At 62.2% G+C, this 23,226-nt stretch carries 16 protein-coding genes; 14 read left to right on the forward strand and 2 right to left on the reverse strand.

Annotation, left to right across the window (positions count from 1 at the left end):
• Window positions 1-318: 318 nt before the first annotated feature.
• Together aceF and aceE are read right to left on the reverse strand one after the other, a co-directional pair.
• The gene (gene aceF / locus QMK47_RS03550) at window positions 319-1,959 is read right to left on the reverse strand and encodes a dihydrolipoyllysine-residue acetyltransferase (protein WP_253471187.1); all 1,641 of its coding nucleotides are present in this window, start codon (window positions 1,957-1,959) and stop codon (window positions 319-321) included.
• Window positions 1,960-1,970: 11 nt separating this feature from the next.
• Window positions 1,971-4,616, reverse strand: coding sequence for a pyruvate dehydrogenase (acetyl-transferring), homodimeric type (gene aceE, locus QMK47_RS03555; protein WP_053177864.1), 2,646 nt, complete (start codon window positions 4,614-4,616; stop codon window positions 1,971-1,973).
• A 382-nt stretch (window positions 4,617-4,998) separates the two neighbouring features.
• Between aceE and glnE the strand changes: the two genes are divergently transcribed.
• The 14 genes from glnE to QMK47_RS03625 all read left to right on the forward strand — a co-directional run bounded on the left by glnE (window position 4,999) and on the right by QMK47_RS03625 (window position 23,216).
• Window positions 4,999-7,950, forward strand: coding sequence for a bifunctional [glutamate--ammonia ligase]-adenylyl-L-tyrosine phosphorylase/[glutamate--ammonia-ligase] adenylyltransferase (glnE, locus tag QMK47_RS03560; RefSeq protein WP_320389810.1), 2,952 nt, complete (start codon window positions 4,999-5,001; stop codon window positions 7,948-7,950).
• 750 nt (window positions 7,951-8,700) lie between these two features.
• Window positions 8,701-9,735, forward strand: coding sequence for a lipopolysaccharide heptosyltransferase II (waaF, locus tag QMK47_RS03565; protein ID WP_003197099.1), 1,035 nt, complete (start codon window positions 8,701-8,703; stop codon window positions 9,733-9,735).
• Between the two features lies 1 nt (window position 9,736).
• The gene (gene waaC / locus QMK47_RS03570) at window positions 9,737-10,795 is read left to right on the forward strand and encodes a lipopolysaccharide heptosyltransferase I (RefSeq protein ID WP_258690250.1); all 1,059 of its coding nucleotides are present in this window, start codon (window positions 9,737-9,739) and stop codon (window positions 10,793-10,795) included.
• Entirely contained in the window at window positions 10,795-11,919 is a 1,125-nt protein-coding gene (locus QMK47_RS03575; protein ID WP_320389811.1) for a glycosyltransferase family 4 protein, read from the forward strand. Before waaC ends, QMK47_RS03575 begins: the two co-directional genes overlap by 1 nt.
• Window positions 11,916-12,722 carry a lipopolysaccharide core heptose(I) kinase RfaP gene (rfaP, locus tag QMK47_RS03580; protein ID WP_320389812.1) on the forward strand — a complete coding sequence of 269 codons (807 nt, stop codon included), beginning with the start codon at window positions 11,916-11,918 and terminating at the stop codon, window positions 12,720-12,722. Before QMK47_RS03575 ends, rfaP begins: the two co-directional genes overlap by 4 nt.
• Window positions 12,722-13,456, forward strand: a complete 735-nt coding sequence (locus QMK47_RS03585; protein WP_214511492.1) for a lipopolysaccharide kinase InaA family protein — start codon at window positions 12,722-12,724, stop codon at window positions 13,454-13,456. The genes rfaP and QMK47_RS03585 overlap by 1 nt, the downstream gene beginning before the upstream one ends.
• Window positions 13,453-14,205, forward strand: coding sequence for a lipopolysaccharide kinase InaA family protein (locus QMK47_RS03590; RefSeq protein ID WP_320389813.1), 753 nt, complete (start codon window positions 13,453-13,455; stop codon window positions 14,203-14,205). The genes QMK47_RS03585 and QMK47_RS03590 overlap by 4 nt, the downstream gene beginning before the upstream one ends.
• Complete coding sequence (locus tag QMK47_RS03595) at window positions 14,205-15,665, forward strand: lipopolysaccharide kinase InaA family protein (RefSeq protein ID WP_258690253.1); 1,461 nt, start codon at window positions 14,205-14,207, stop codon at window positions 15,663-15,665. Before QMK47_RS03590 ends, QMK47_RS03595 begins: the two co-directional genes overlap by 1 nt.
• 512 nt (window positions 15,666-16,177) lie before the next feature.
• A complete protein-coding gene (locus tag QMK47_RS03600; RefSeq protein WP_003197115.1) occupies window positions 16,178-17,935 on the forward strand; it encodes a carbamoyltransferase in 1,758 nt (585 codons plus the stop codon).
• Window positions 17,919-19,049: a glycosyltransferase gene (locus QMK47_RS03605; protein ID WP_253471199.1), complete on the forward strand. Its 1,131-nt coding sequence runs from the start codon at window positions 17,919-17,921 to the stop codon at window positions 19,047-19,049. Before QMK47_RS03600 ends, QMK47_RS03605 begins: the two co-directional genes overlap by 17 nt.
• Entirely contained in the window at window positions 19,050-19,946 is an 897-nt protein-coding gene (locus tag QMK47_RS03610; protein WP_320389814.1) for an antimicrobial resistance protein Mig-14, read from the forward strand.
• An 8-nt stretch (window positions 19,947-19,954) separates the two neighbouring features.
• Window positions 19,955-21,355 carry a PIG-L deacetylase family protein gene (locus QMK47_RS03615; RefSeq protein WP_320390506.1) on the forward strand — a complete coding sequence of 467 codons (1,401 nt, stop codon included), beginning with the start codon at window positions 19,955-19,957 and terminating at the stop codon, window positions 21,353-21,355.
• Window positions 21,356-21,439: 84 nt separating this feature from the next.
• Window positions 21,440-22,396 (forward strand): glycosyltransferase, encoded by a 957-nt coding sequence (locus tag QMK47_RS03620; protein WP_214511487.1) that lies wholly within the window; start codon window positions 21,440-21,442, stop codon window positions 22,394-22,396.
• 55 nt (window positions 22,397-22,451) lie between these two features.
• The gene (locus tag QMK47_RS03625) at window positions 22,452-23,216 is read left to right on the forward strand and encodes a glycosyltransferase family 2 protein (protein ID WP_253471202.1); all 765 of its coding nucleotides are present in this window, start codon (window positions 22,452-22,454) and stop codon (window positions 23,214-23,216) included.
• Window positions 23,217-23,226 lie beyond the last annotated feature (10 nt).

The raw sequence follows: 23,226 nt of genomic DNA on the forward strand, positions 1-23,226 counted from the left end.
TGCGGGATAAATATTGATCGAGGAGAGGGCGCAAGTTGTGGGTAATGACTAACAGGGGGCGTAGTCATTTCAAACTTGCGGGGTAGGAAAGTTGCCGCGCCGCCTGACCTTCCGTCATCGCGAGCAAGCTCGCTCCCACAAAGGACTTGTGCTGCTCCTGTGGGAGCGAGCTTGCTCGCGATGAGGCCGGCACATCCAGCATCCAGGCTGGAATTCCAGGCAAAAAAAGCCCCGCCAAACGGGCGGGGTTGAGGTACGAGCGTGGCGCTCGGAAAACAGTGCTCCGAATGGCCCTCCGCAAGGGAGGGCCGCCCGGTGTTACAGCAGGATGGTGCGGATGTCGCCCAACAGGTCGCTCAGACGCTTGGTGAAGCGTGCAGCGGCGGCGCCGTTGATCACACGGTGATCGTAGGACAGCGACAGTGGCAGCATCAGCTTCGGCTGGAAGGCTTTACCGTCCCAGACAGGCTGGATGGTGGCCTTGGAAACACCCAGGATCGCCACTTCCGGCGCGTTGACGATCGGCGTGAAGCCGGTGCCGCCAATGTGGCCGAGACTGGAAATGGTGAAGCAGGCGCCTTGCATGTCGTCGGCGGTGAGCTTCTTGTTCCGGGCTTTTTCGGCCAGGGCAGCGGCTTCGGCAGCCAGTTGCAGCAGGCTCTTCTGGTCGACGTTGCGGATGACCGGTACCAGCAGGCCTTCCGGGGTGTCGACGGCAAAGCCGATGTGCACGTATTTCTTGCGGATCACAGCCTTGCCGCTTGGGGCCAGGGAGGCGTTGAAGTCCGGCAGTTCCTTGAGCAGGTGCGCACAGGCCTTGAGCAGCAGCGGCAGTACGGTCAGCTTCACGCCGGCCTTTTCCGCCACGGCTTTCTGCGCGACGCGGAAGGCTTCCAGCTCGGTGATATCAGCCTGGTCGAACTGAGTCACGTGCGGGATGTTCAGCCAGCTGCGGTGCAGGCTCGACGCGCCGATCTGCATCAGGCGAGTCATGGCCACTTCTTCGGTTTCGCCGAAGCGGCTGAAGTCCACCGCCGGAATCGGCGGGATACCCGCGCCGCCGGTGGCGCCTTCGGCCGGTGCGTTCTTGGCCTTCTGCATCATGGCCTTGACGTAGGCTTGCACGTCTTCTTTCAGCACACGACCGTGAGGGCCGCTTGGGCCGACGGCGGACAGCTCGACACCGAATTCACGAGCCAGCTGACGCACCGCAGGGCCGGCGTGCACCTTGGCACCGCTTGGCGCAGGCGCGGCGGCAACCGGAGCAGCCTCGGCCTTGGCGGCTGGCGCGGCAGCCGGAGCCGGAGCCGGAGCGGCTTCAGCTTTGGCGGCAGGCGCAGCGGCTTGGGCTGGCGCGGCAGGTGCGGCGGCACCGGCTACTTTCAGCTTGAGGATGAAATCGCCTGTGCCCACTTCATCTTCCAGCTTGACCGCGATGCTTTCCACCACGCCGGCAGCCGGCGATGGGATTTCCATGCTGGCCTTGTCGGATTCCAGGGTGATCAGCGACTGGTCGGCTTCGACGGTGTCGCCCACCTTGACCAGCACTTCGATGATCTTGGCCTTGCCCGACGAGCCGATGTCCGGGACATGAATGTCCTGGACCGTGGCAGCGGCAGGCGCTGCAGCCGGAGCTGGAGCTGCCGCAGCAGCCGGTGCAGCGGCAGGTTTTTCAGCCGCCGCCGGTGCAGCAGTCGGAGCAGCCGCTTCAGGTGCCGCAGCGGCGCCTTCGACTTCCAGCTCCAGCAGTTCGTCGCCTTCTTTCAGGCGGTCGCCCAGCTTCACTTTCAGGCTCTTGATGACACCGGCCTTCGGCGCAGGCACTTCCATGCTGGCCTTGTCCGATTCAAGCGTCAGGATGCTCTGGTCGGCTTCGATACGGTCGCCGACCTTCACAAACAGTTCAATTACTTCACCTTCACCGCTGCCGATGTCAGGTACGCGAATGAGTTCGCTCACGAAAATTCTCCTCAGCAGTCCAGTGGGTTGCGTTTTTCTGGATCGATGCCGAACTTGACGATGGCCTCGGCCACCACCTTGGGTTCGATATCGCCACGGTCAGCCAGGGCTTCCAGGGCTGCCAACACAACGAACTTACGGTCGACTTCGAAGAAGTGACGCAGTTTCTTGCGGCTGTCGCTACGGCCGAAACCGTCGGTGCCCAGCACTTTGAATTCCTTGGAAGGAACCCACTGGCGGATCTGCTCGGCGAACAGCTTCATGTAGTCGGTAGAGGCGATGACCGGACCTTTGCGGCCGTTCAGGCATTCTTCGACGTAGCTCAGCTTTGGCTTCTGGCCAGGGTGCAGGCGGTTGCTGCGTTCTACGGCCAGGCCGTCGCGACGCAGTTCGTTGAAGCTGGTGACACTCCAGACGTCGGCACCGACGTTGAATTCTTCACGCAGGATCTTCGCTGCCTCACGCACTTCGCGCAGGATGGTGCCGGAGCCCATCAACTGGACGTGGTGCGCCGCTTCGCGGGTGTCTTCTTCGAGCAGGTACATGCCCTTGATGATGCCTTCCGGGGCGCCGGCCGGCATGGCTGGCTGCTGGTAGGACTCGTTCATCACGGTGATGTAGTAGAAGACGTCCTGTTGCTCTTCGGTCATCTTCTTCATGCCGTCCTGGATGATCACCGCCAGCTCGTAGCCGTAGGTTGGATCAAAGGTGCGGCAGTTCGGGATGGTGGCAGCCAGGATGTGGCTGTGACCGTCTTCGTGTTGCAGGCCTTCGCCGTTCAGTGTGGTCCGGCCAGCGGTGCCGCCGATCAGGAAGCCACGGGTGCGGCTGTCGCCAGCGGCCCAGGCCAGGTCACCGATACGCTGGAAGCCGAACATCGAGTAGAAGATGTAGAACGGCAGCATCGGCTGGTTGTGGCTGGAGTACGAAGTGCCGGCAGCGATGAAGGAGCTCATGGCACCTGCTTCGTTGATGCCTTCTTCGAGGATCTGGCCCTTCTTGTCTTCCTTGTAGAACATCACCTGGTCTTTATCGACTGGCTCGTAGAGCTGGCCGACGGAGGAGTAGATGCCCAACTGACGGAACATGCCTTCCATACCGAAGGTACGGGCTTCGTCCGGAATGATCGGGACGATGCGCGGGCCGATTTCCTTGTCCTTGACCAGTTGCGCGAGGATCCGCACGAAGGCCATGGTGGTGGAGATTTCACGGTCGCCCGAGCCGTCGAGGATAGCCTTGAGGGTATCCAGCGATGGGGTCGGCACGCTGAAGCTTTGCGCGCGGCGCTGCGGCACGAAACCGCCCAGTGCAGTGCGGCGCTCGCTCAGGTAGCGGGCTTCGGCGCTGTTTGGCTCTGGCTTGAAGAACGGCAGGTTCTCCAGCTCGTCGTCTTTGACCGGAATGTCGAAGCGATCACGGAACAACTTCAAGCTGTCGACATCGACTTTCTTGGTGTTGTGCGCAGTGTTCTTCGCTTCGCCGGCACCGGTGCCATAACCCTTGATGGTCTTGGCCAGGATGACGGTAGGTTGTTCTTTGTGGTTGACCGCTTCGTGGTACGCCGCGTAGACCTTGTACGGGTCGTGGCCGCCACGGTTGAGTTTCCAGATCTCGTCGTCGGACAGGTCTGCAACCATTGCCTTGAGTTCAGGCGTGTTGAAGAAGTGTTCACGCACGAACGCGCCGTCTTTGGCTTTGTAGTTCTGGTACTCGCCGTCGATGACTTCGTCCATGCGACGTTGCAGGATACCGTCGACGTCCTTGGCCAGCAGTGGGTCCCAGAAACGGCCCCAGATGACTTTGGTCACGTTCCACTGGGCACCGCGGAATACGCCTTCGAGCTCCTGGATGATCTTGCCGTTGCCGCGAACCGGGCCGTCGAGGCGCTGCAGGTTGCAGTTGATGACGAAGATCAGGTTGTCGAGCTTCTCGCGGCCGGCCAGGGAGATCGCACCGAGGGATTCCGGCTCGTCGCACTCGCCATCGCCCAGGAAGCACCAGACTTTCTGCTTGCCTTCCGGGATGAAGCCACGGGCTTCCAGGTACTTCATGAAACGTGCCTGGTAGATCGCCTGGATCGGGCCCAGGCCCATGGATACAGTCGGGAACTGCCAGAAGTCGGGCATCAGCCAAGGGTGCGGGTAGGACGACAGGCCCTGACCGTCCACTTCCTGGCGGAAGTTGTTCATCTGCTCTTCGGTGATGCGGCCTTCCATGAACGCACGGGCGTAGACGCCTGGGGAGGTGTGGCCCTGGAAGTAGATCAGGTCACCGCCATGTTCGTCGGTCGGGGCCTGGAAGAAGTAGTTGAAGCCGATGTCGTACAGGGTTGCGCTGGAGGCGAAGCTGGAGATGTGACCGCCCAGGTCAGAATCTTTCAGGTTCGTACGCATCACCATGGCCATCGCGTTCCAGCGTACCAACGAGCGAATGCGGCGTTCCATGAACAGGTCGCCAGGCATGCGTGCTTCGTGGGTGACGGGGATTGTGTTGCGGTACGGCGTGGTGATGGCGTAAGGCAGTTGCGAACCGCTGCGGGTTGCGAGTTCGCCCATACGGGTCATCAGATAATGAGCACGGTCTTCGCCTTCTTTGTCGAGAACCGATTCCAGGGCGTCCAGCCATTCCTGGGTTTCGACGGGATCGAGGTCTTGCATGGCTTGCTCCAGGGCGGAAAGGCTACCAGAATCGGTTGCCTGAGTTTGCGACTGGCCTTGTGGGCAGACGATATAAATTCTTGGATTGCCGAAGGTTGTTTCGGCGGCGTGTAGTTTTACTACAAATCGTCGGCCGTTTCAGCCTTTCGAATGTATAGACGAGTAGTAAAACTACACATGAGCGGCTTATGGCCCCTCGTTTCGTTGTGAGAATAATCGTTACTGTTGGTCTTTAGCCAACTCGAACAGGTAAAAACTTGATGCCGGCTGCCAATAAAATCAGATTTTCAGCTATTTATCATCTTTGTTCGACAGTCGATCAGGTAGTGTCTTCTGAAAAAACACTACATCCAGCCTCTCCCGCGCCGATCAAGGATAGACCATGAGCCTGCCCTCGCTTGCCCCAATACCGCAAACGGTACCGGCCATTCTCCAGTCATTGGTCAGTCGTGCCGAGCAGTCGTTCCGTGCGGTGGTCGCCTTGTTCGACGACGACCACGGGCTGTCGGCCTGGACCCCGCAGCGTTGGGGGGCGTTCAACCGTATTGCCGCCGCCAGCGACTTTTTCATCGAGCAGAGTGTCCGCGACCCGGTGATGCTGCTGGAGCTGGTGCGCAGCGGCGAGCTGGACCGCAGCCTGGCGCCCGGTGAAATGTGCGCGCAGATCGGTGCCGCCGTGCAGGCCGCCGAGACTGAAGAAGAGCTGGGCCGCGTCCTGCGCCGCCAGCGCACCCGCCAGCAGGTACGGATCATCTGGCGCGACCTGACCCGCCAGGCCGACCTGGTCCAGACCTGCCGCGACCTCTCGGACATGGCCGACACCTGCATCGACCAGGCCTATCAATGGTTGTACCAGCGCCTCAGCCAGCAATTCGGCGTACCCACCGGACGACGCAGCGGCGAGCCGCAGCAGATGGTCATCCTGGGCATGGGCAAGCTGGGTGCCGTGGAGCTGAACCTGTCGTCGGACATCGACCTGATCTTCGCCTACCCCGAGGGTGGCGAAACCGTGGGCGTCAAGCGACCGCTGGATAACCAGGAATTTTTCATCCGTGTCGGCCAGCGCTTGATCAAGGCCCTGGATCCGATGACCGTCGACGGTTTTGTCTTCCGCGTTGACATGCGCCTGCGCCCCTACGGCTCGGCCGGGGCGCTGGTGCTGAGCTTCAATGCCCTGGAGCAGTATTACCAGGACCAGGGCCGCGACTGGGAACGCTACGCCATGATCAAGGCGCGCGTGGTGGCGGGCGACCAGGTGGCGGGCGCGCAATTGCTCGACATGCTGCGCCCGTTCGTCTATCGCCGTTACCTGGATTTTTCCGCCATCGAAGCGCTGCGCACCATGAAGCAGTTGATCCAGCAGGAGGTGCGGCGCAAGGGCATGGCCGACAACATCAAGCTGGGCTCGGGCGGCATTCGTGAGGTGGAGTTCATTGCCCAGGCGTTCCAACTGATCCACGGCGGTCGCGACCTGAGCTTGCAGCAGCGTCCGCTGCTCAAGGTGTTGGGGACCCTGGAAGGCCAGGGCTATCTGCCGGCCAAGGTGATCGACGAGCTGCGCCAAGGCTACGAATTCCTGCGTTATACCGAACATGCGATCCAGGCCATCGCTGACCGCCAGACCCAGATGTTGCCGGACAACCCGCAGGACCAGGCGCGCATTGCGTTCATGCTGGGTTTTGCCGACTGGTCGGCCTTTCACGAGCAATTGATGTACTGGCGCGGGCGTGTGGCCTGGCATTTCGGCCAGGTCATCGCCGACCCGGACGAAGAGGCGGGTGGCGAAAGCGAAGTGGTGGTGGGCGGCGAATGGTTGCCGTTGTGGGAAGACAGCCAGGATGAAGAGGCGGCGTGTCGTCAGTTGGAGGAGGGCGGCTTCGTCGACGCACCCAAAGCCCTCAAGGCCTTGGCCGCCCTGCGCGGCAGCCCGCAACTGCGCGCCATGCAGCGCCTGGGGCGCGAGCGTCTGGATGCCTTTATTCCACGCCTGCTGGCCCAGGCCGTGGAGCATGCCGATCCGGACCTGGTGCTGGAGCGGGTGCTGCCCTTGGTCGAGGCCGTGGCCCGCCGTTCGGCCTACCTGGTGCTGTTGACGGAAAACCCCGGCGCCCTGCGTCGTTTGCTGACGTTGTGCGCAGCGAGCCCGTGGATTGCTGAACAAATCACCCGTTTCCCCTTGCTGCTCGATGAGTTGCTCAATGAGGGCCGGCTGTTCAAGCCGCCCTTGGCGCCGGAGTTGGCGGCGGAGTTGCGTGAGCGCCTGACGCGCATCCCCGAGGATGACCTTGAGCAACAAATGGAGGCGCTGCGGCATTTCAAGCTGGCGCACCGCCTGCGGGTGGCCGCCTCGGAAATCTCCGGCAGCCTGCCGCTGATGAAAGTCAGCGATTACCTGACCTGGCTGGCCGAGGCGATTCTCGAACAAGTGCTGGCCCTGGCCTGGCGCCAGACGGCCGCCAAGCACGGCGTGCCATTGCGCACCGATGGCAGCCTGTGCGATCCGGGCTTCATTATTGTCGGTTATGGGAAAGTCGGCGGCCTGGAATTGGGGCATGGTTCCGACCTGGACCTGGTGTTCATCCACGATGGCGACCCGCACGCGGAAACCGACGGCCCCAAACCCATCGACGGTGCGCAGTTCTTCACCCGGCTGGGCCAGCGGATCATTCACCTGCTGACTGCCCAGACCAACTCCGGGCAGCTGTATGAAGTGGATATGCGCCTGCGGCCATCCGGGGCGTCGGGGTTGCTGGTCAGTTCACTCGGGGCTTTTGCCCGTTACCAGGAGAGCGAAGCCTGGACCTGGGAGCATCAGGCGTTGGTGCGGGCGCGGGTGCTGGTGGGCAGCCAGGACGTGGGCCAGGCGTTCGAGAAGGTCCGCGTCCAGGTGTTGGGACGCAAGCGTGACTTGCCGACGCTGCGCCAGGAGGTCAGCGAGATGCGCGCCAAGATGCGCGACAACCTTGGCAGCAAGGCCACTGCCGCCGGGACCGCGCCGAATGCCTTCGAGGCCACGGCGCCCTTCGACCTCAAGCAGGATGCCGGAGGTATCGTCGATATTGAATTTATGGTGCAATACGCGGCCCTGGCGTGGTCCGAGGAACATCCGTCGCTGGTGCGCTACACCGATAACATCCGCATTCTGGACGGGTTGCAGGAGGTCGGGCTGATGCCGGCCGAAGATGCCACGCTGTTGCGCGAAGCCTACAAAGCCTACCGCTCCGCCGCTCACCGCCAGGCCTTGCAGAAAGATGCCGGGGTGATCGCAGGCGACCAGTTCGTGGATGAACGCCAGCAGGTACTGCGGATCTGGCGGGAGCTGGGCCTGAGCTGAAGATTTAAATGTGGGAGCGAGCTTGCTCGCGATGACGGAGTGTCAGGCAGCATTGATGTTGGATGTGCCGGCCTCATCGCGAGCAAGCTCGCTCCCACAGTGGATTGGCGGTGCTGCACGGTAGTTGAAACCTATGCAGGACCCTTGTGGGAGCGAGCTTGCTCGCGATAGCGGAGTGTCAGGCGACATTGATGTTGGATGTGCCGGCCTCATCGCGAGCAAGCCCGCTCCCACAGTGAATTTGTGGTGTTGCACGGTACTTGAAACCTATGCAGAACCCCTGTGGGAGCGAGCTTGCTCGCGATGGCGGAGTGTCAGGCAACATTGATGTTGGATGTGCCGACCTCTTCGCGAGCAAGCCCGCTCCCACAGTGAATTTGTGGTGTTGCACGGTACTTGAAACCTATGCAGAACCCCTGTGGGAGCGAGCCTGCTCGCGATGGCGGAGTGTCAGGCAACATTGATGTTGGATGTGCCGACCTCTTCGCGAGCAAGCCTGCTCCCACAGTGGATTTGTGGTGTTGCACGGTACTTGAAACCTATGCAGAAACCCTGTGGGAGCGAGCTTGCTCGCGATGGCGGAGTGTCAGGCGACATTGATGTTGGATGTGCCGGCCTCTTCGCGAGCAAGCCCGCTCCCACAGGAGATGGGTGGTGTGTTGTAGATTAGGGCAACAGGCAACGACCTAAGCCACAGTGATTCTCGAGGCGGGGAGGCGTAGGCCTCCCCGTATCGTTTTTGGAAAGCACATGAATATTCTGATCGTTGGGCCCAGCTGGGTCGGTGACATGGTGATGGCGCAGACACTGTTCCAGTGTCTGAAGCAGCGTCATCCGCAGTGCGAAATCGACGTCCTGGCCCCAGAGTGGAGCCGGCCGATCCTTGAGCGCATGCCAGAGGTACGCAAGGCCTTGAGCTTCCCGCTCGGCCACGGCGTGCTGGAGTTGGCGACCCGTCGGCGCATTGGCAAATCCCTGGCCGGTCAGTACGACCAGGCGATCCTGTTGCCCAATTCGTTGAAATCGGCACTGGTGCCGTTCTTCGCCGGCATCCCCAAGCGCACCGGCTGGCGTGGCGAGTTTCGCTACGGCCTGCTCAACGACGTGCGCACGCTGGACAAAGAGCGTTATCCGCTGATGATCGAGCGCTTCATGGCCCTGGCCTACGAGCCTGGGACCGAGTTGCCCAAGCCGTATCCACGACCGAGCCTGCAGATCGACCCGGTCACCCGCGAAGCGGCGCTGGCCAAGTTCGGCCTGAGCCTGGACCGTCCGGTATTGGCCCTGTGTCCGGGGGCCGAGTTCGGTGAGTCCAAGCGCTGGCCGGCCGAGCATTACGCCCAGGTTGCCGAGGCGAAGATTCGCGAAGGCTGGCAGGTCTGGCTGTTCGGCTCGAAAAAAGATCATCCGGTGGGTGAAGACATCCGCTCGCGGTTGATCCCGGGGCTTCGGGAAGAGTCGGTGAACCTCAGTGGCGACACCTCTCTGGCCGAGGCCATCGACCTGCTGTCCTGCGCCGATTCGGTGGTCTCCAACGACTCCGGCCTGATGCACGTGGCTGCGGCCCTGAACCGCCCATTGGTGGCGGTCTACGGTTCCACCTCGCCGGGCTTTACGCCACCGCTGGCCGACAAGGTCGAAGTCGTGCGCCTGGGTATCGAATGCAGTCCGTGCTTCGACCGCACCTGTCGCTTCGGTCATTACAATTGCCTGCGCCAGCTCATGCCGTCGTCGGTGAACGAGGCCCTGGAGCGTCTGCAGGGCACACCCGTGGAGGTTCGGTAACTTGCGGGTATTGCTGATCAAGACCTCTTCGCTGGGGGATGTGGTCCACACCCTGCCGGCGCTGACCGACGCGGCGCGGGCGATTCCTGGCGTCAAGTTCGATTGGGTGGTGGAAGAAGGCTTCGCCGAAATCCCCACCTGGCACCCGGCCGTGGGCAAAGTCATTCCGGTAGCGATCCGTCGCTGGCGCAAGAACCTCTGGCAAACCATCAAGAGTGGCGAATGGCGACGCTTCAAGCAGAGCGTGCGCGCCGAAAAGTACGACCTGGTCATCGACGCCCAAGGCCTGCTGAAAAGCGCCTGGCTGACCCGCTACGTCAAGGCCCCGGTGGCCGGCCTGGATAAAAATTCGGCGCGAGAGCCCCTGGCGGCGCGCTTTTATTCCCGGCGCCTGGCGGTGGCTCGCGGTCAGCATGCGGTCGAGCGCGTACGACAGCTATTTGCCCTGGCGCTGGGTTATGACTTGCCGCAGACCCAGGGCAGCTATGGTCTCGACATCGACCGATTGGTGGAATTGCCACGCCCCTATCCCTATGTGGTGTTCCTGCACGGCACGACCTGGGAGTCCAAGCACTGGCCCGAACTCTACTGGCGCCAGCTCACCGAGCGCATGGGGCAGTTCGGCGTAGTGGTCAAATTGCCGTGGGGCAACCCGGCCGAGAAGGCCCGGGCCGAACGCATCGCCAGCGGGCTGCGCAACGCCTTGGTGCTGCCGAAGCTGAACCTCGGCGGGATGGGCAAGGTGCTTGCCGGTGCCCAGGCCTGTGTGGCCGTGGACACCGGTCTCGGTCATCTGGCCGCGGCCCTGGACGTACCGACCATTTCGCTGCTCGGCCCGACCAATCCGGTGCTGACCGGCGCCTACGGCAAGGGCCAGATTCACCTCGCCAGTGATTTCCCTTGCGCGCCGTGCATGCAGAAACACTGCACTTACCCGCCGACCGCCGAAGATGCCCGGCGGTTTGATCTGAAACGCGAGCAGCCCCTGTGCTTCACGCGTCTGAACCCCGAGCGTGTTGCCAGCCACCTGAGCACGTTATTGGCTGAGGAGCCGCGCTGATGCAATTGGCTTTTGTCCTTTATAAGTACTTCCCCTTCGGTGGCCTGCAGCGTGACTTCATGCGCATCGCCCTGGAGTGCCAGCGACGCGGTCACCAGATCCGCGTCTACACGCTGATCTGGGAGGGTGACGTGCCGCCCGGCTTCGAAGTGCTGGTAGCGCCGGTCAAGGCGCTGTTCAACCATCGCCGCAACGAGAAGCTCAGTGCCTGGATGGAGGCCGACCTGGCCAAGCGCCCGGTGGACCGTTTGATCGGCTTCAACAAAATGCCCGGCCTGGACGTGTACTACGCCGCCGACGGCTGCTTCGAAGACAAGGCGCAGAACCTGCGCAATTCGCTGTACCGGCGCTGGGGCCGCTACCGGCATTTCGCCGAGTACGAGCGGGCCGTGTTCGCCAAGGACGCCAAGACCGACGTGCTGATGATTTCCGAAGTCCAGCAGCCACTGTTCATCAAACACTACGGCACGCCGCTTGAGCGCTTTCACCTGCTGCCGCCGGGCATCGCCCAGGACCGCCGTCGGCCCGCCGATGCCGACGAGATCCGCGCGGCGTTCCGGGCCGAATTCGAACTGGCCGATGACGACCTGCTGCTGGTGCAGATCGGTTCCGGGTTCAAGACCAAGGGCGTGGATCGCAGCCTCAAGGCCCTGGCCGCGCTGCCCGCCGAACTGCGAAAACGCACCCGGCTGTTTGTAATCGGCCAGGACGACCCCAAGGTATTCCAACTGCAGAGCGCCGCACTGGGGCTCGGTGACAATGTGCGGTTCCTCAAGGGGCGCAGCGACATCCCGCGTTTCCTGCTGGGTGCCGACCTGTTGATCCATCCGGCGTACAACGAGAACACCGGCACCGTTCTGCTCGAGGCGCTGGTGGCCGGGTTGCCGGTGCTGGTCAGCGCGGTGTGTGGGTACGCCCATTACATCGCCGAGGCCGACAGTGGCCTGGTGCTGGACGAGCCGTTCGAGCAAGCACAGCTCACCGAGTACCTGGGTCGCATGTTGAACGATGCCGATGCCCGGGCGGCCTGGAGCCGCAACGGTCTGGCCTTCGCCGAGACGGCCGACCTCTACAGCATGCCGCAGCACGCGGCCGATGTGATTTTGGCGGAGCACGCACAATGAAGTTGATGCTGGCCGAACCGTTCAAGAGCCTTTGGGCCGGGCGCGATGCGTTCGCCGAAGTCGAGGCGCTCAAGGGCGAGGTCTATCGCGAACTGGAAGCCCGGCGCACCTTGCGCACGGAGGTGGACGGTCGTGGTTTTTTCGTGAAGATCCACCGCGGCATCGGTTGGGGCGAGATCTTCAAGAACCTGTTCACCGCCAAGTTGCCGGTACTCGGCGCAGGGCAGGAATGGAAAGCGATCCAGCGTTTGCAGGAAGTCGGCGTGCCGACCATGACCGCTGTCGCGTACGGCGAGAAGGGTAGCAACCCGGCAGACCAGCACTCGTTCATCGTCACCCAAGAGCTGGCGCCGACCGTCAGCCTCGAAGACTTCAGCATCGACTGGGTCAAGCAGCCGCCGCAACCGGCACTCAAGCGTGCCCTGATCGCCGAAGTGGCGCGCATGACCGGCATGATGCACCGCGCCGGGGTCAACCATCGCGACTGCTACATCTGCCACTTCCTGCTGCACACCGACAAGTCGGTGACACCTGCCGATTTCAAGCTTTCGGTGATCGACCTGCACCGTGCCCAGACCCGTCCAGCCATTACCACTCGCTGGCGCAACAAGGACCTGGCGGCGCTGTATTTCTCGGCGCTGGACATCGGCCTGACCCGGCGCGACAAACTGCGTTTCCTCAAGGGCTATTTCCAGCAGCCACTGCGCCGGATCCTCGTCGAAGAAGCGTCGTTGCTGGCCTGGCTCGAAGGCAAGGCCAACAAGCTGTATGCCCGCAAGCAGCGATACGGGGACGCGCTCTGATGTCAGGTTGGAAACTGGAACCGGCCTACGCCGATCTGGCGCAGGATTTCGGCAGCCTCGAGGCAGTGTTCGCGTTGCAAGGGGAGCGTTTGACCCGTGATCCGTTGTCAGAGGTGATCCGGGTGCAGCGCAACGGCGTGAATTACTACGTCAAGCGCTATGTCGGAGCCGGCAAAGGCTTGCGGCGTTACCTGGGCAAGCCGCGGGTCAAGTCCGAATGGCAGAACCTCAAGCGCTTCGCCAAATGGGGCATTCCCACCGCCGAAGTCGTGGGCTGGGGCTTGGAGCGAAGCGGTGCGACCTATGCCCGTGGCGCGATGATCACCCGCGAACTGCCGCAAACCGAAGACCTCTCGGCTCTGGCCGAGCGTCGCGATCCGAGGCTGGCCGACCGCGCCTGGGTCGAAGGCGTGAGCCGGCAACTGGCCGGTTACACACGGACCATGCACGAGCAGCGCTTCACCCATAATGATCTGAAATGGCGCAACCTGCTGGTCGATGACCAGGCGAAACTGTTCCTGATCGACTGCCCGAACGGCGACTTCTGGCGCGGTTTCTGGCTCAAGTACCGTATCACCAAGGATTTGGCATGCCTGGACAAAGTGGCCAAGTATCACTTGTCGGCCACGCAGCGCTTGCGGTTTTACCTGCAATACCGCCAGCGCGACCGGCTCGATGCGTGCGACAAGAAACGCATCCGTCACGTGGTGAGATTTTTCGAGGGGCGTGAATGACTGATTTTCTGGCCGCTGAAGACCGGGCGTTGTTGCAACGTCATGGCCTGGACAGCTTCGAGGCCTTGTGGGCACGGCAACTGGATGCGGTGGACGAACCCAATACCGCGGGTGACGGCTGGAGCAGTGTGTTCCGGCTGGACCTGGAGGGGCAGGGTTATTACCTCAAGCGCCAGAGCAATTACCTGACCCGGACCTTGTCCCACCCGTTTGGCGAGCCAAGTTTCTCCCGGGAGTTTCGCAACATCAGCCGTTATCGCCAGCTGGGCATTCCGGCCCTGCAAGCGGTGTTCTATGGTCAGCGCAAGGTGAACGGTGAGGTGCGGGCGATCCTGCTGACTCGTGCCCTGGACGGCTGGGATGACCTGGATTCACTGGTGCAGCGCTGGTCGAGCCTGACGGCGGCGCAGCGCACCACCATCCTCAATGCCTGTGGTTTGCTGGCGCGGCGCCTGCACGGCATGCATCAGGTGCACGGTTGCTTCTATCCAAAACACATCTTCCTGCAAGCCAGCGCCGACGGCTATCAGGCGCAATTGATCGACCTGGAAAAGACCCGGCCGCTATTGTTCGGCCTGCGTGATCGGGTCAAGGACCTGGAGCCTTTGCTGCGTCGCGCCTCTGTCTGGAGTGAGGCCGATGTGCGCCAGTTACTGTCCAGTTATCTGGACCAGCCGCTCGACAGTGGACTGGTCGACCGCTGGATGATCCGTCTGGACGCTCGGCGCAGCCACAAGGAAGCCCGTTGATGCATCTGTCCGAATTGAAAAATGCCGGCCGCAGCCCCAGCCTGCCCCTGAGCCTGGAACTGGCCGATGCCGCCGGCCCGGCTACGTTGCAACTGCTTTCGCTGTTGCGGGTGTTGCCGGGGCAACGTTACGTCGGCGCGGGCGTCTGGCGTGGCCGGCCGGTATTGGCCAAATTATTGGTGGGCAGCAAGGCCGCCCGGCATTTCCAGCGGGAACTGCAAGGCGTGCGCCTGCTGGCGGAGCAGGGGTTGACCACGCCGTTGTTGCTGGCCGATGGCCTGAAAGAGGGGGAAGGTGGTTGGCTGTTGTTCGAATTGCTCGAAGGCGCCGAGAGCCTGGGGGATGCCTGGAAACAGGTCGAACACCTGCCATTGCTGGCCGACGAACAGGCGGCGGTGCTGGCCGAAGCCCTGGGCGCTATCGCGCAATTGCACGGCAAAGGCCTGTGGCAGGAAGACCTGCACCTGGACAATCTGCTGCGTCACGACGGCAAGCTCTACTTGATCGACGGCGCCGGCATCCGCGCTGAAACTCCAGGCCAACCGTTGTCGCGGCAGAAAGTCCTGGAGAACCTGGGAGTGTTTTTCGCCCAGCTTCCCAAAGCCCTCCAGCCGTTCAATGAAGAGCTGTTGGTGCATTACCTGCTGGGCAACGCCGAACACGCGCTGCCCATGGAAGCGTTGCAAAAACAGATCGACAAGGTGCAAGCCTGGCGCCTGAAGGATTTCCTCGCGAAAGTCGGGCGCGAGTGCAGCCTGTTCAGCGTGCAACGCGGGGCGTTTGGCCTGCGGGCGATCCGCCGCGATGAAGAAGCGGCCATGACACCGGTGCTGGAGCAGGCCGATGCATTGCTCGACCAGGGCCACCTGTACAAGACCGGCGGCGCGGCCAGTGTCGGCAAAGTCGAGGTGAATGGTCGTACCTTGGTGATCAAGCGCTACAACATCAAGAACTTCGCCCATTGGCTCAAGCGCTTCTGGCGTCCGAGTCGCGCCTGGCATTCCTGGCGCGAAGGCCATCGCCTGGCCTTTCTCGGCATCGCCACGCCCAAGCCCCTGGCGCTGCTGGAAAAGCGTTTCCTGTGGCTGCGCCGCGGCGCTTACCTGGTCACCGAACACCTGGCGGGGCCGGACATCATCGAGCGCTTCGGCCCTTACGTGGAGAGCGGTGAAGCCCCCGAGACGGAATTGCTGGCGCTGGATCGTTTGTTCGCCGACCTCATCCGCGAGCGCATCAGCCATGGCGACTTCAAGGGCCACAACCTGTTCTGGCAGCACGACCGCTGGGCGCTGATCGACCTCGACTCCATGTGCCAACACCGCACCCACGCCAGCTTCGCCCCGGCCTACGCCCGGGATCGCGCGCGGTTCATGCGCAATTGGCCGCAGGACAGTGCGTTGTATCGGGTGATTGATCTGCGGGTGCCCAAGGGCGTCGATAGCGCGCCATCTGTCTTGTAACCGGTCACCGTGGCGAGGGAGCAAGCTCCCTCGCCACGGACCGTGTACACCCTTTAGACCGGACGTGAAACGCACCGCTGCTATCGCGAGCAAGCTCGCTCCCACAGGTTTTTGTATCGTCTGCAAACATTGTGAGCATCCGCAAAACCATGTGGGAGCGAGCTTGCTCGCGATAGCGGTGGTTCAGCTACAGGGATGCTGACCGCACTACGGGGAGGAAGGTTTGGGGGGGATCTGCGCTCCAGAAAGCGAAAAGCCCCGATGAAACTCACCGAGGCTTAGACGCCGACCGGGATCTCCCAGTCCATTTGCACGAAGCCTATGTTGGTGGCCATGGACTGTCAATGAACGCCCGAGCGGCAAAACCCACAAGCCCGCCACTCACCGCTAGAGGCTTAAGGCCGCTTTTAAGCTATAATCCCGCCCTTTAGCTGCCCCGTGCCCTGGGCGCGCGGCACATCAATTTTTCGAGGCGCTTGTCGCCCGTATGCAGACATAAGAGGCTAGACCCTGTGGCATTGACGATTCTTGGCCTGTCCGGCGCCCTTAGCCATGATCCTTCCGCTGCGCTGTACATTGACGGCAAGCTGATCGCGGCGGCCGAGGAAGAGCGCTTCGTACGCGATAAACATGCAAAGAACCGCATGCCCTACGAGTCGGCGAAGTTCTGCCTGGAGCAGGCCGGCATCAAGCCTTCCGACGTCGATGTAGTGGCGATCCCCTTCGCCCCGATCAGCCTGTTCGGCGAGGCGCGCTGGCACTACGCCAAGCGCTACTGGTACGCCCCGGACCGGGCCCTCGACGCGATCCTGATGGGCAACCGTCGCTACAAACGCTATCGCCGCAAGATCGTCTGGTGCCTGGAGCAACTGGGCTTCGATCCGAAAAAGATCAAGATCGAGCCGGTCGAGCATCACCTGGCCCACGCCTCAAGCGCTTACCACTGCTCGGGCTTCCAGGAGAAAACCGCAATCCTGGGCATCGACGGCAAGGGCGAATACGCCACGACCTTCTTTGGCTACGGCGAAAACGGCAAGATCCACAAGATCAAGGAATTCTTCGACCCGGACTCCCTGGGCGGCCTGTACGGCGCGATCACCGAGTTCCTGGGCTTTGAAATGCTCGACGGTGAGTTCAAGGTCATGGGCATGGCGCCCTACGGCGATGCCACCAAGTACGATTTCTCGCGCCTGGCTTCTTTTGAAAACGGCGAGCTGGTGATCAACACCGACTACGCCAACGTGATCGGCCTGCGTCGTTATAAAGAGAAGGGCAAGGGCTTCTACTTCTCGCCGAAGCTGATCGAATGGCTCGGCCCGAAACGTGAAGGCGACATCGCCGACGAGCCGTACATTCACTACGCGGCGAGCATGCAAGCGCTGTTCGAGAAGCTCGCGCTGCAAATGATCGACCACTACCTGGGCGACGTGCTCAAGGAAACCGGCAAGCTGGCCTTCGCTGGTGGCTGCGCGTTGAACGTCAAGCTGAACCAGAAAATCATCGCCCGTGACGACGTCAAGGAGCTGTTCGTGCAACCGGCTTCCGGCGACGCCGGTACGGCCGTGGGTGCGGCGGCTTATGTGTCCCACGCTCGTGGCGTGCCAGTAGAGAAGATGGAACACGTCTACCTCGGCCCGGCCTACAGCAACGAAGATGTGATCGCTGCATGCGCCCGTCATCCGAGCAAGCCTGCGTGGCGCAAGATCGACAACACCCCCGAGCGCATCGCCAAGATCATGGTCGACGGCAACCCGGTGGCCTGGTTCCAGGGGCGCATGGAGTTTGGTCCGCGTGCCTTGGGCGGTCGTTCGATCATCGGTTGCCCAAGCGCCAGCGGCGTGGCCGATCGCATCAACGAACAGATCAAGTTCCGCGAGCGCTGGAGGCCTTTCTGCCCGTCGATGCTCGACACCGTAGCGCCGCAGATGATCAAGGTTGACCACCCGGCGCCATTCATGACCTTCACCTTCGAAGTGGCCGAAGAATGGAAAACCCGCGTGCCGGAAGTCGTCCATGAAGACGGCACGTCCCGGGCCCAGGTGCTCAAGCGCGAATACAACCCGCGCTACTACGACATGATGAAGGCCCTGGAAGTCCTGACCGGCAATGGCGTGTCGCTGAATACCTCGCTCAACCGTCGTGGCGAACCGATGATCTGCTCGCCGACCGACGCGCTGAACATGTTCTTCGGTTCCGACCTGCAGTACCTGATCATGGAAGACATCCTGGTGGTCAAAGACGGCGTGGACGCTTATGACACGCTCGGCTGAGCGACATGTGCTGCAGTTCTGCCACGGTTATGACGGGCCGTTCCTGGACTGCGCCCGTCAGTACGCCAGCCTGTTCACGGGCACTGGCTATCGCGTGACCACGGTGTTTCTCACCGGGGCGGCGGATGCACAAGTCGCCGCCGCTTGTGCCTCGGACGAGGTGCTGTTCATGGAGTACAGCTCCAGTGCCATTCGTGGCCTGAAGCTGGGTGCCATCGGCGATCTGCGCAAGATTGCCGCCTCACGCAATTTCAGTTTCTGCATTGCCCATCGCTTCAAGCCGATCTACATCGCCCTGCTCGGTACCCGCTTGCCGGTGATCGGCGTGCATCATGCCTTCGGTGACTACCAACGGCGTACCCGCCGGCTGTTCGCCCAGGTTTTTCGTAAACGCCTGAGTCTGCTCGGGGTTTCCGATGCGGTGCGTGACGACATGCGCCGCTGCCTGCCGAAGTGGCCGGCCACGCGGATCCAGACGCTCTACAACCGTATCGACCTCAATGCCACGCAGGCCAGCCTGGTCTCCCGCGAGGAGGCACGACAGACCCTGGGGCTGGATGCGCAGGCCTGGATTGTCGGTAATGTCGGTCGCCTGCACCCGGACAAGGACCAGGCCACGCTGCTGCGCGGCTTTGCTGCGGCGCTGAAGTATTTGCCGGCCAACAGTCAGCTGGCGATTCTTGGCAAGGGCCGCCTGGAGCAGGACCTCCGGGCATTGGCGCTGGAATTGGGCATCGCCGATCGCGTGCTGTTGCTCGGCCAGGTGCCCGAGGCGCGCCGTTATTTCCGCGCGTTCGATGTGTTTGCCCTGAGTTCCGACCATGAGCCGTTCGGCATGGTGCTGCTCGAAGCCATGGCCGCCGGTGTACCGTTGCTGGCCACGGCCTGCGGGGGGGCCAAGGAAGTGGTCGAAGGTGTGGGCATCCTGTTTCCGCTGGGCGACGCCGAGCACATGGCCCAGGGGCTGCAACACCTGGCGGCCATGGACGATCTGCAGCGTCGCCAATGCGCCGAGCTGATGCTCGACCGCTTGCGCGAGCGCTTCTCGGATCGCGCCGTACGCGAGGCATTCTGGCGTTTGCCCCAAGTCACCGAACTGGCGCCGAGGGCCTGAATGTTCAATCGATTCCAAGGCTGGCGTGAGCGCGGCTGGACAGCCGTAGACGCGTCGATTTATGCCCAGGCCTGGCAGCGTTTTGGTGGCAGTGTGGCGACCCATCCCCTGGTGGTCGAGCGCCTGGCGGCCCTGGCCGGGATTCCCGTGCGTTATCTGGCGTTCGAGCAGAACGGTGAACTCAAGGCGGCCATACCCACTTGGGGCCGCGACCTGGCGTTGTCCAAGGACGTGCTCAAGCGCAGCGGCAAGAAGGGCTTGTTCGACCTGGGCAATGCCGAACTGATCCTGCCGGCGGCGCCCGATGCACAAGCGCCGTTGCGTCATCTCGGGCGTTACCTGTCGGCCCTCAACGAGGGGCGCTTCAGTGGCTTGAAGTTGCAGCAGGAGCAACTGGCCATGGCTCGCACGCCGGAAGAACTGTCCAAGAAGTTTCGCTACAACCAGCGCCGTGAGCTGCGCTTGCTGGAAGAGGCGGGCGGGGTGGTACGGCCGGTCGGCGAGTTTTCCAGCGCCGAGCTGGCCTCGATCTACTGCGACCTGTTCCTGCGGCGCTGGGGCTTTGCGGCCACCGGTGCCGAGCGCATGGGCGAGGTGATCGAGTTGCTGCGCGAATGGCTGATCGGTTCGGTGATCTTCCTCAACGATGCGCCGATTGCCATCCAATTGGTGTATCGCGTCGAAGCGCCCGAATGGATCAGCGTCGAGTACATCAACGGTGGTGTCGACCCACAGACTCGCGAATTCAGCCCCGGCAGCGTGTTGAGCTTTCTCAACACCCAAAGCGCCTGGGAACATGCCCGTGCCGCCGGCAAGCCGTTGCGTTTTTCGTTCGGCCGAGCGGACCGGGAATACAAGGACCGTTGGTGCAACCCCGTGCCGGTGTTTACCGTATGAACCCACCGATCAGTCGCAAGCAACAGTTGCTCAAGCGCCACCGTCGCAACAAGCGCGTGGGACTGCTGCTCGCCCTCATCGCGCTGGTCTTGCTGGGGGTGGCGGTGGCCTGGTGGTTGCCCCTGGTGCTGGCGGTGCTGGGTTGGATCGCCCATGAGGCGTGGTTCGCCGATCATCTGTTCTATTCGCCGAGGGATGATTACCAGTACAGCTTCCCGCCGTTCACCCAGCAACCCAAGGTGCACCTCAATGCCGGGCGGCTGCGGCTGGACGAAGGCGTGATTCTGGACGATGGCGCGACGCTGATTCTCGCGTTGCGGGTCAAGAGCACCTGGCTGGGGCGCTTCATCGACCCGGTTGTCGAATTGTTGGGCGGCGAACGGGACCTGCAAACTTTCGAGCGCGGGGTCAACGGCCTGCGCTATCTCAATCTCAGCGAGCAGGGCCCGGCATTGTCCCGAGGCGAGCTGCGCCTGCGCGGGCGCCATTGCCGTTTGCTGGGCGAGCCGACGCTATGGTCCTTCACGCCGCCGCAAGTGCAGCACCAGCGGGTGATGGTCATCGCTCCCCATGCCGACGATGCGGAGCTGGCCGCCTACGGCTTGTACAGCCAGGCTGACGAAGCCTGGATCGTCACGCTGACCGCCGGTGAAATCGAAGCCGAACATTATCGACAGATGGGCTTGGATCGCGTTGAAGCGGCGCGGCTCAAGGGCCGTTTGCGCGCCTGGGACAGCATCGCCGTACCGCGTTGGGCCGGGGTGCCTGAAGCGCATTGTGTGCAGTTGGGTTACTTCTGCCTGCAACTGGCGGCCATGCAAGCGGCGCCGAGCCACCCCCAAGGTTCTCGCGAGGCTGACCTGAGCGATACCCGGCTGTTCCGTCAGTTGAACCCGTTCCTGCTGCCTGGCGATGCCGACGGCGCGCCGACCTGGAACAACCTGTTGGCGGACCTGCGCGAACTGCTGCTCAAGGCGCGCCCCGAGGTCATTGTGTTGCCGCATCCGACCCTTGATCCGCACCCGGACCATCTCTGCGCCCATCATGCTGTCCTGCAAGCCCTCGAAGGCCTGGAGTGGCAGCCGACCACGCTGTTGGGCTACGCCAATCATTTGCACGACAACGACCGTTGGCCCATGGGGAATACGGGCACGGGCATTGCGTTGCCGCCGTATTTCGATCCGGCCCTGCCAATGCATCCTGTCAGCCTGCCGCTGGCAGTGCCTGGACAGCGTGACAAGGCCATGGCGCTGGGCATGATGCACGATCTGCAACCGCGCGCGCCGTTCAAGCGTCGCCTGCGCCGTGGCCTCCAGCGCCTGCTGGCCGGGCGCGCCGGCTCGGCGTATGGCGAGAACGAATTTTTTCGCAAGGCTGTACGTCGCCATGAATTGTTCTGGCGGCTGTAAAGGCCCAAGGCGGGGCGTCTTTGCGCTGCGGCGCAAAAAGGCCCCCGGTTATTTATCAAGTCGTTCGGTGCCGCAAGGAAGACGATGAAAGTTCTATTTCTGGTGCAGAAAGAACAGCGGGCCATTCTGGACCGGCTCTACGAAGGCGTGGCCGCTCATTGCGAGTGCGACTTGCGCTGGCTCGACAGCAAGGAACAACGCAACCTGCGGGGATATTTCCGCCGCCATGTGGACGTCTCGCGTTATGACCGGATCGTATTTTTCCTGCGCTTCAAGCAGGAGATCCGCCAGGCCGGCTTCATCCGCACGATCCCCAACCTGGTGATCCTCGAGCACGATGCCTACCAGAATTACATTCCGTGCAAATACACCGGCAAGTTCAGTGCGCATTACCGTCGCCTGCCGTGGGTGCGGGTGATCAGTTCCGGCTTCATGGTGACCGAACGTCTGCGTGGCGAAGGTTTCGATGCGGTTTTCGTGCCCAAGGGCTACGATCAGTCGTTATTGCAGGATCAGGGCCGTGAGCGGGACATCGAGTTGGCCTTCGTTGGTAGCACCAACAGTGTTGCCTACAGCGGTCGCAAGGCGCTGCTGGATGAGCTGGGACGCGTTGAGCCGCTGGTCGTGACCCGGACCAAGTCCGGCGAAGAGTATTGCGAGACCCTCAACCGTATCCGCTTTTTCGTCAGTGCCGACGTGGGCATGGGCGAATTCATGATCAAGAATTTCGAGGCCATGGCCTGCGGTTGTGTGCTGCTGGCGTTCGATCAGGGCGTCGACGAGGCGCGTGCGTTGGGGTTGCAGGACATGCACAACGTGGTGTTGTACCGTGACATTGCGCAGCTCCAGGAAAAGCTTTCCCGGTTGCGCGCCGACCCCGAGCTGGCGCGCAGTGTGGCGCGCAACGGCCAGGAGCTGGCGCTGGAGCAGTTCAGTTTCGCGCGCATCGGGCAGAAGATTGTTGAAGCACTGGAGCCGCCCTTGCGGCCTCGGGCTCCGCTGAGTTTGCTGGAGACATTGCGCCTGAGGCTGGGCGTTTGACACGAACCGTTCAGTCATCCGATTCAGGGGTGGCGTTTGACTAGATGGTATTGCAGTGCAGTTTTCCGACGAGAGTGATATTACCCTTGTGGTAACCAGTTGCGGCCGGTGCGATCTGCTCAAGCGGACCCTGGAGAGCTTCGACCGCTTCAATACCGCGCCGATTCGTGAAGTCTTCATTACCGAAGATGCCGGTGACGAAGGTGTACATGCCGCCATCCCCGCTCACTGGAAGGACCGCACGAGGGTCTTCGTCAATCGGCCGAAGCTGGGGCAACTGGCCTCGATCGATCTGGCGTACGAGCATGTCAAGACGCCTTATGTCTTTCACTGCGAGGATGACTGGGAGTTCTATCGCCCGGCCTTCGTCGAGGATTCGCGCACGATCCTGGAGCTGCGGCCGGATATTCTCCAAGTGTGGTTGCGCAACTATGTCTACGACTTGTGCGTACATAGCCCCTACATTCACTTGGGCGAACGTGAAGTCGTTGGTGGCGTGCCCTGTTATCCATTGATTTCAGACAAGCCCGAATGGCAAAGCTTCTCGCTCAACCCAGGCCTGCGACGGTTGAAGGAGTATGGCCTCTGCGCACCCTTTGCCAGTTTCGGTGGCGAAAAGGCTCTGTCTATGCGCTATGCCCAGCTGAACTTGACGGCGGTTACGCTCGAAGGAGATGCTATTTTGCACACCGGATTCGGGGTTCATGTGGAAGTGCCCGTGGAGCGCCGGCGCAAGGAGCGCCGCAAGCGCCGCGAGCACGTCAAGTTGTCCTTGGTTTTCTTGCTCGGAGTCTGCATCGGCTGGCTTATCAGCTATTAATCCCGCCAAG

Origin of the sequence: Pseudomonas sp. P9_35 (assembly GCF_034008205.1) — a bacterium.
Taxonomy (GTDB): Bacteria; Pseudomonadota; Gammaproteobacteria; order Pseudomonadales; family Pseudomonadaceae; genus Aquipseudomonas; species Aquipseudomonas kilonensis.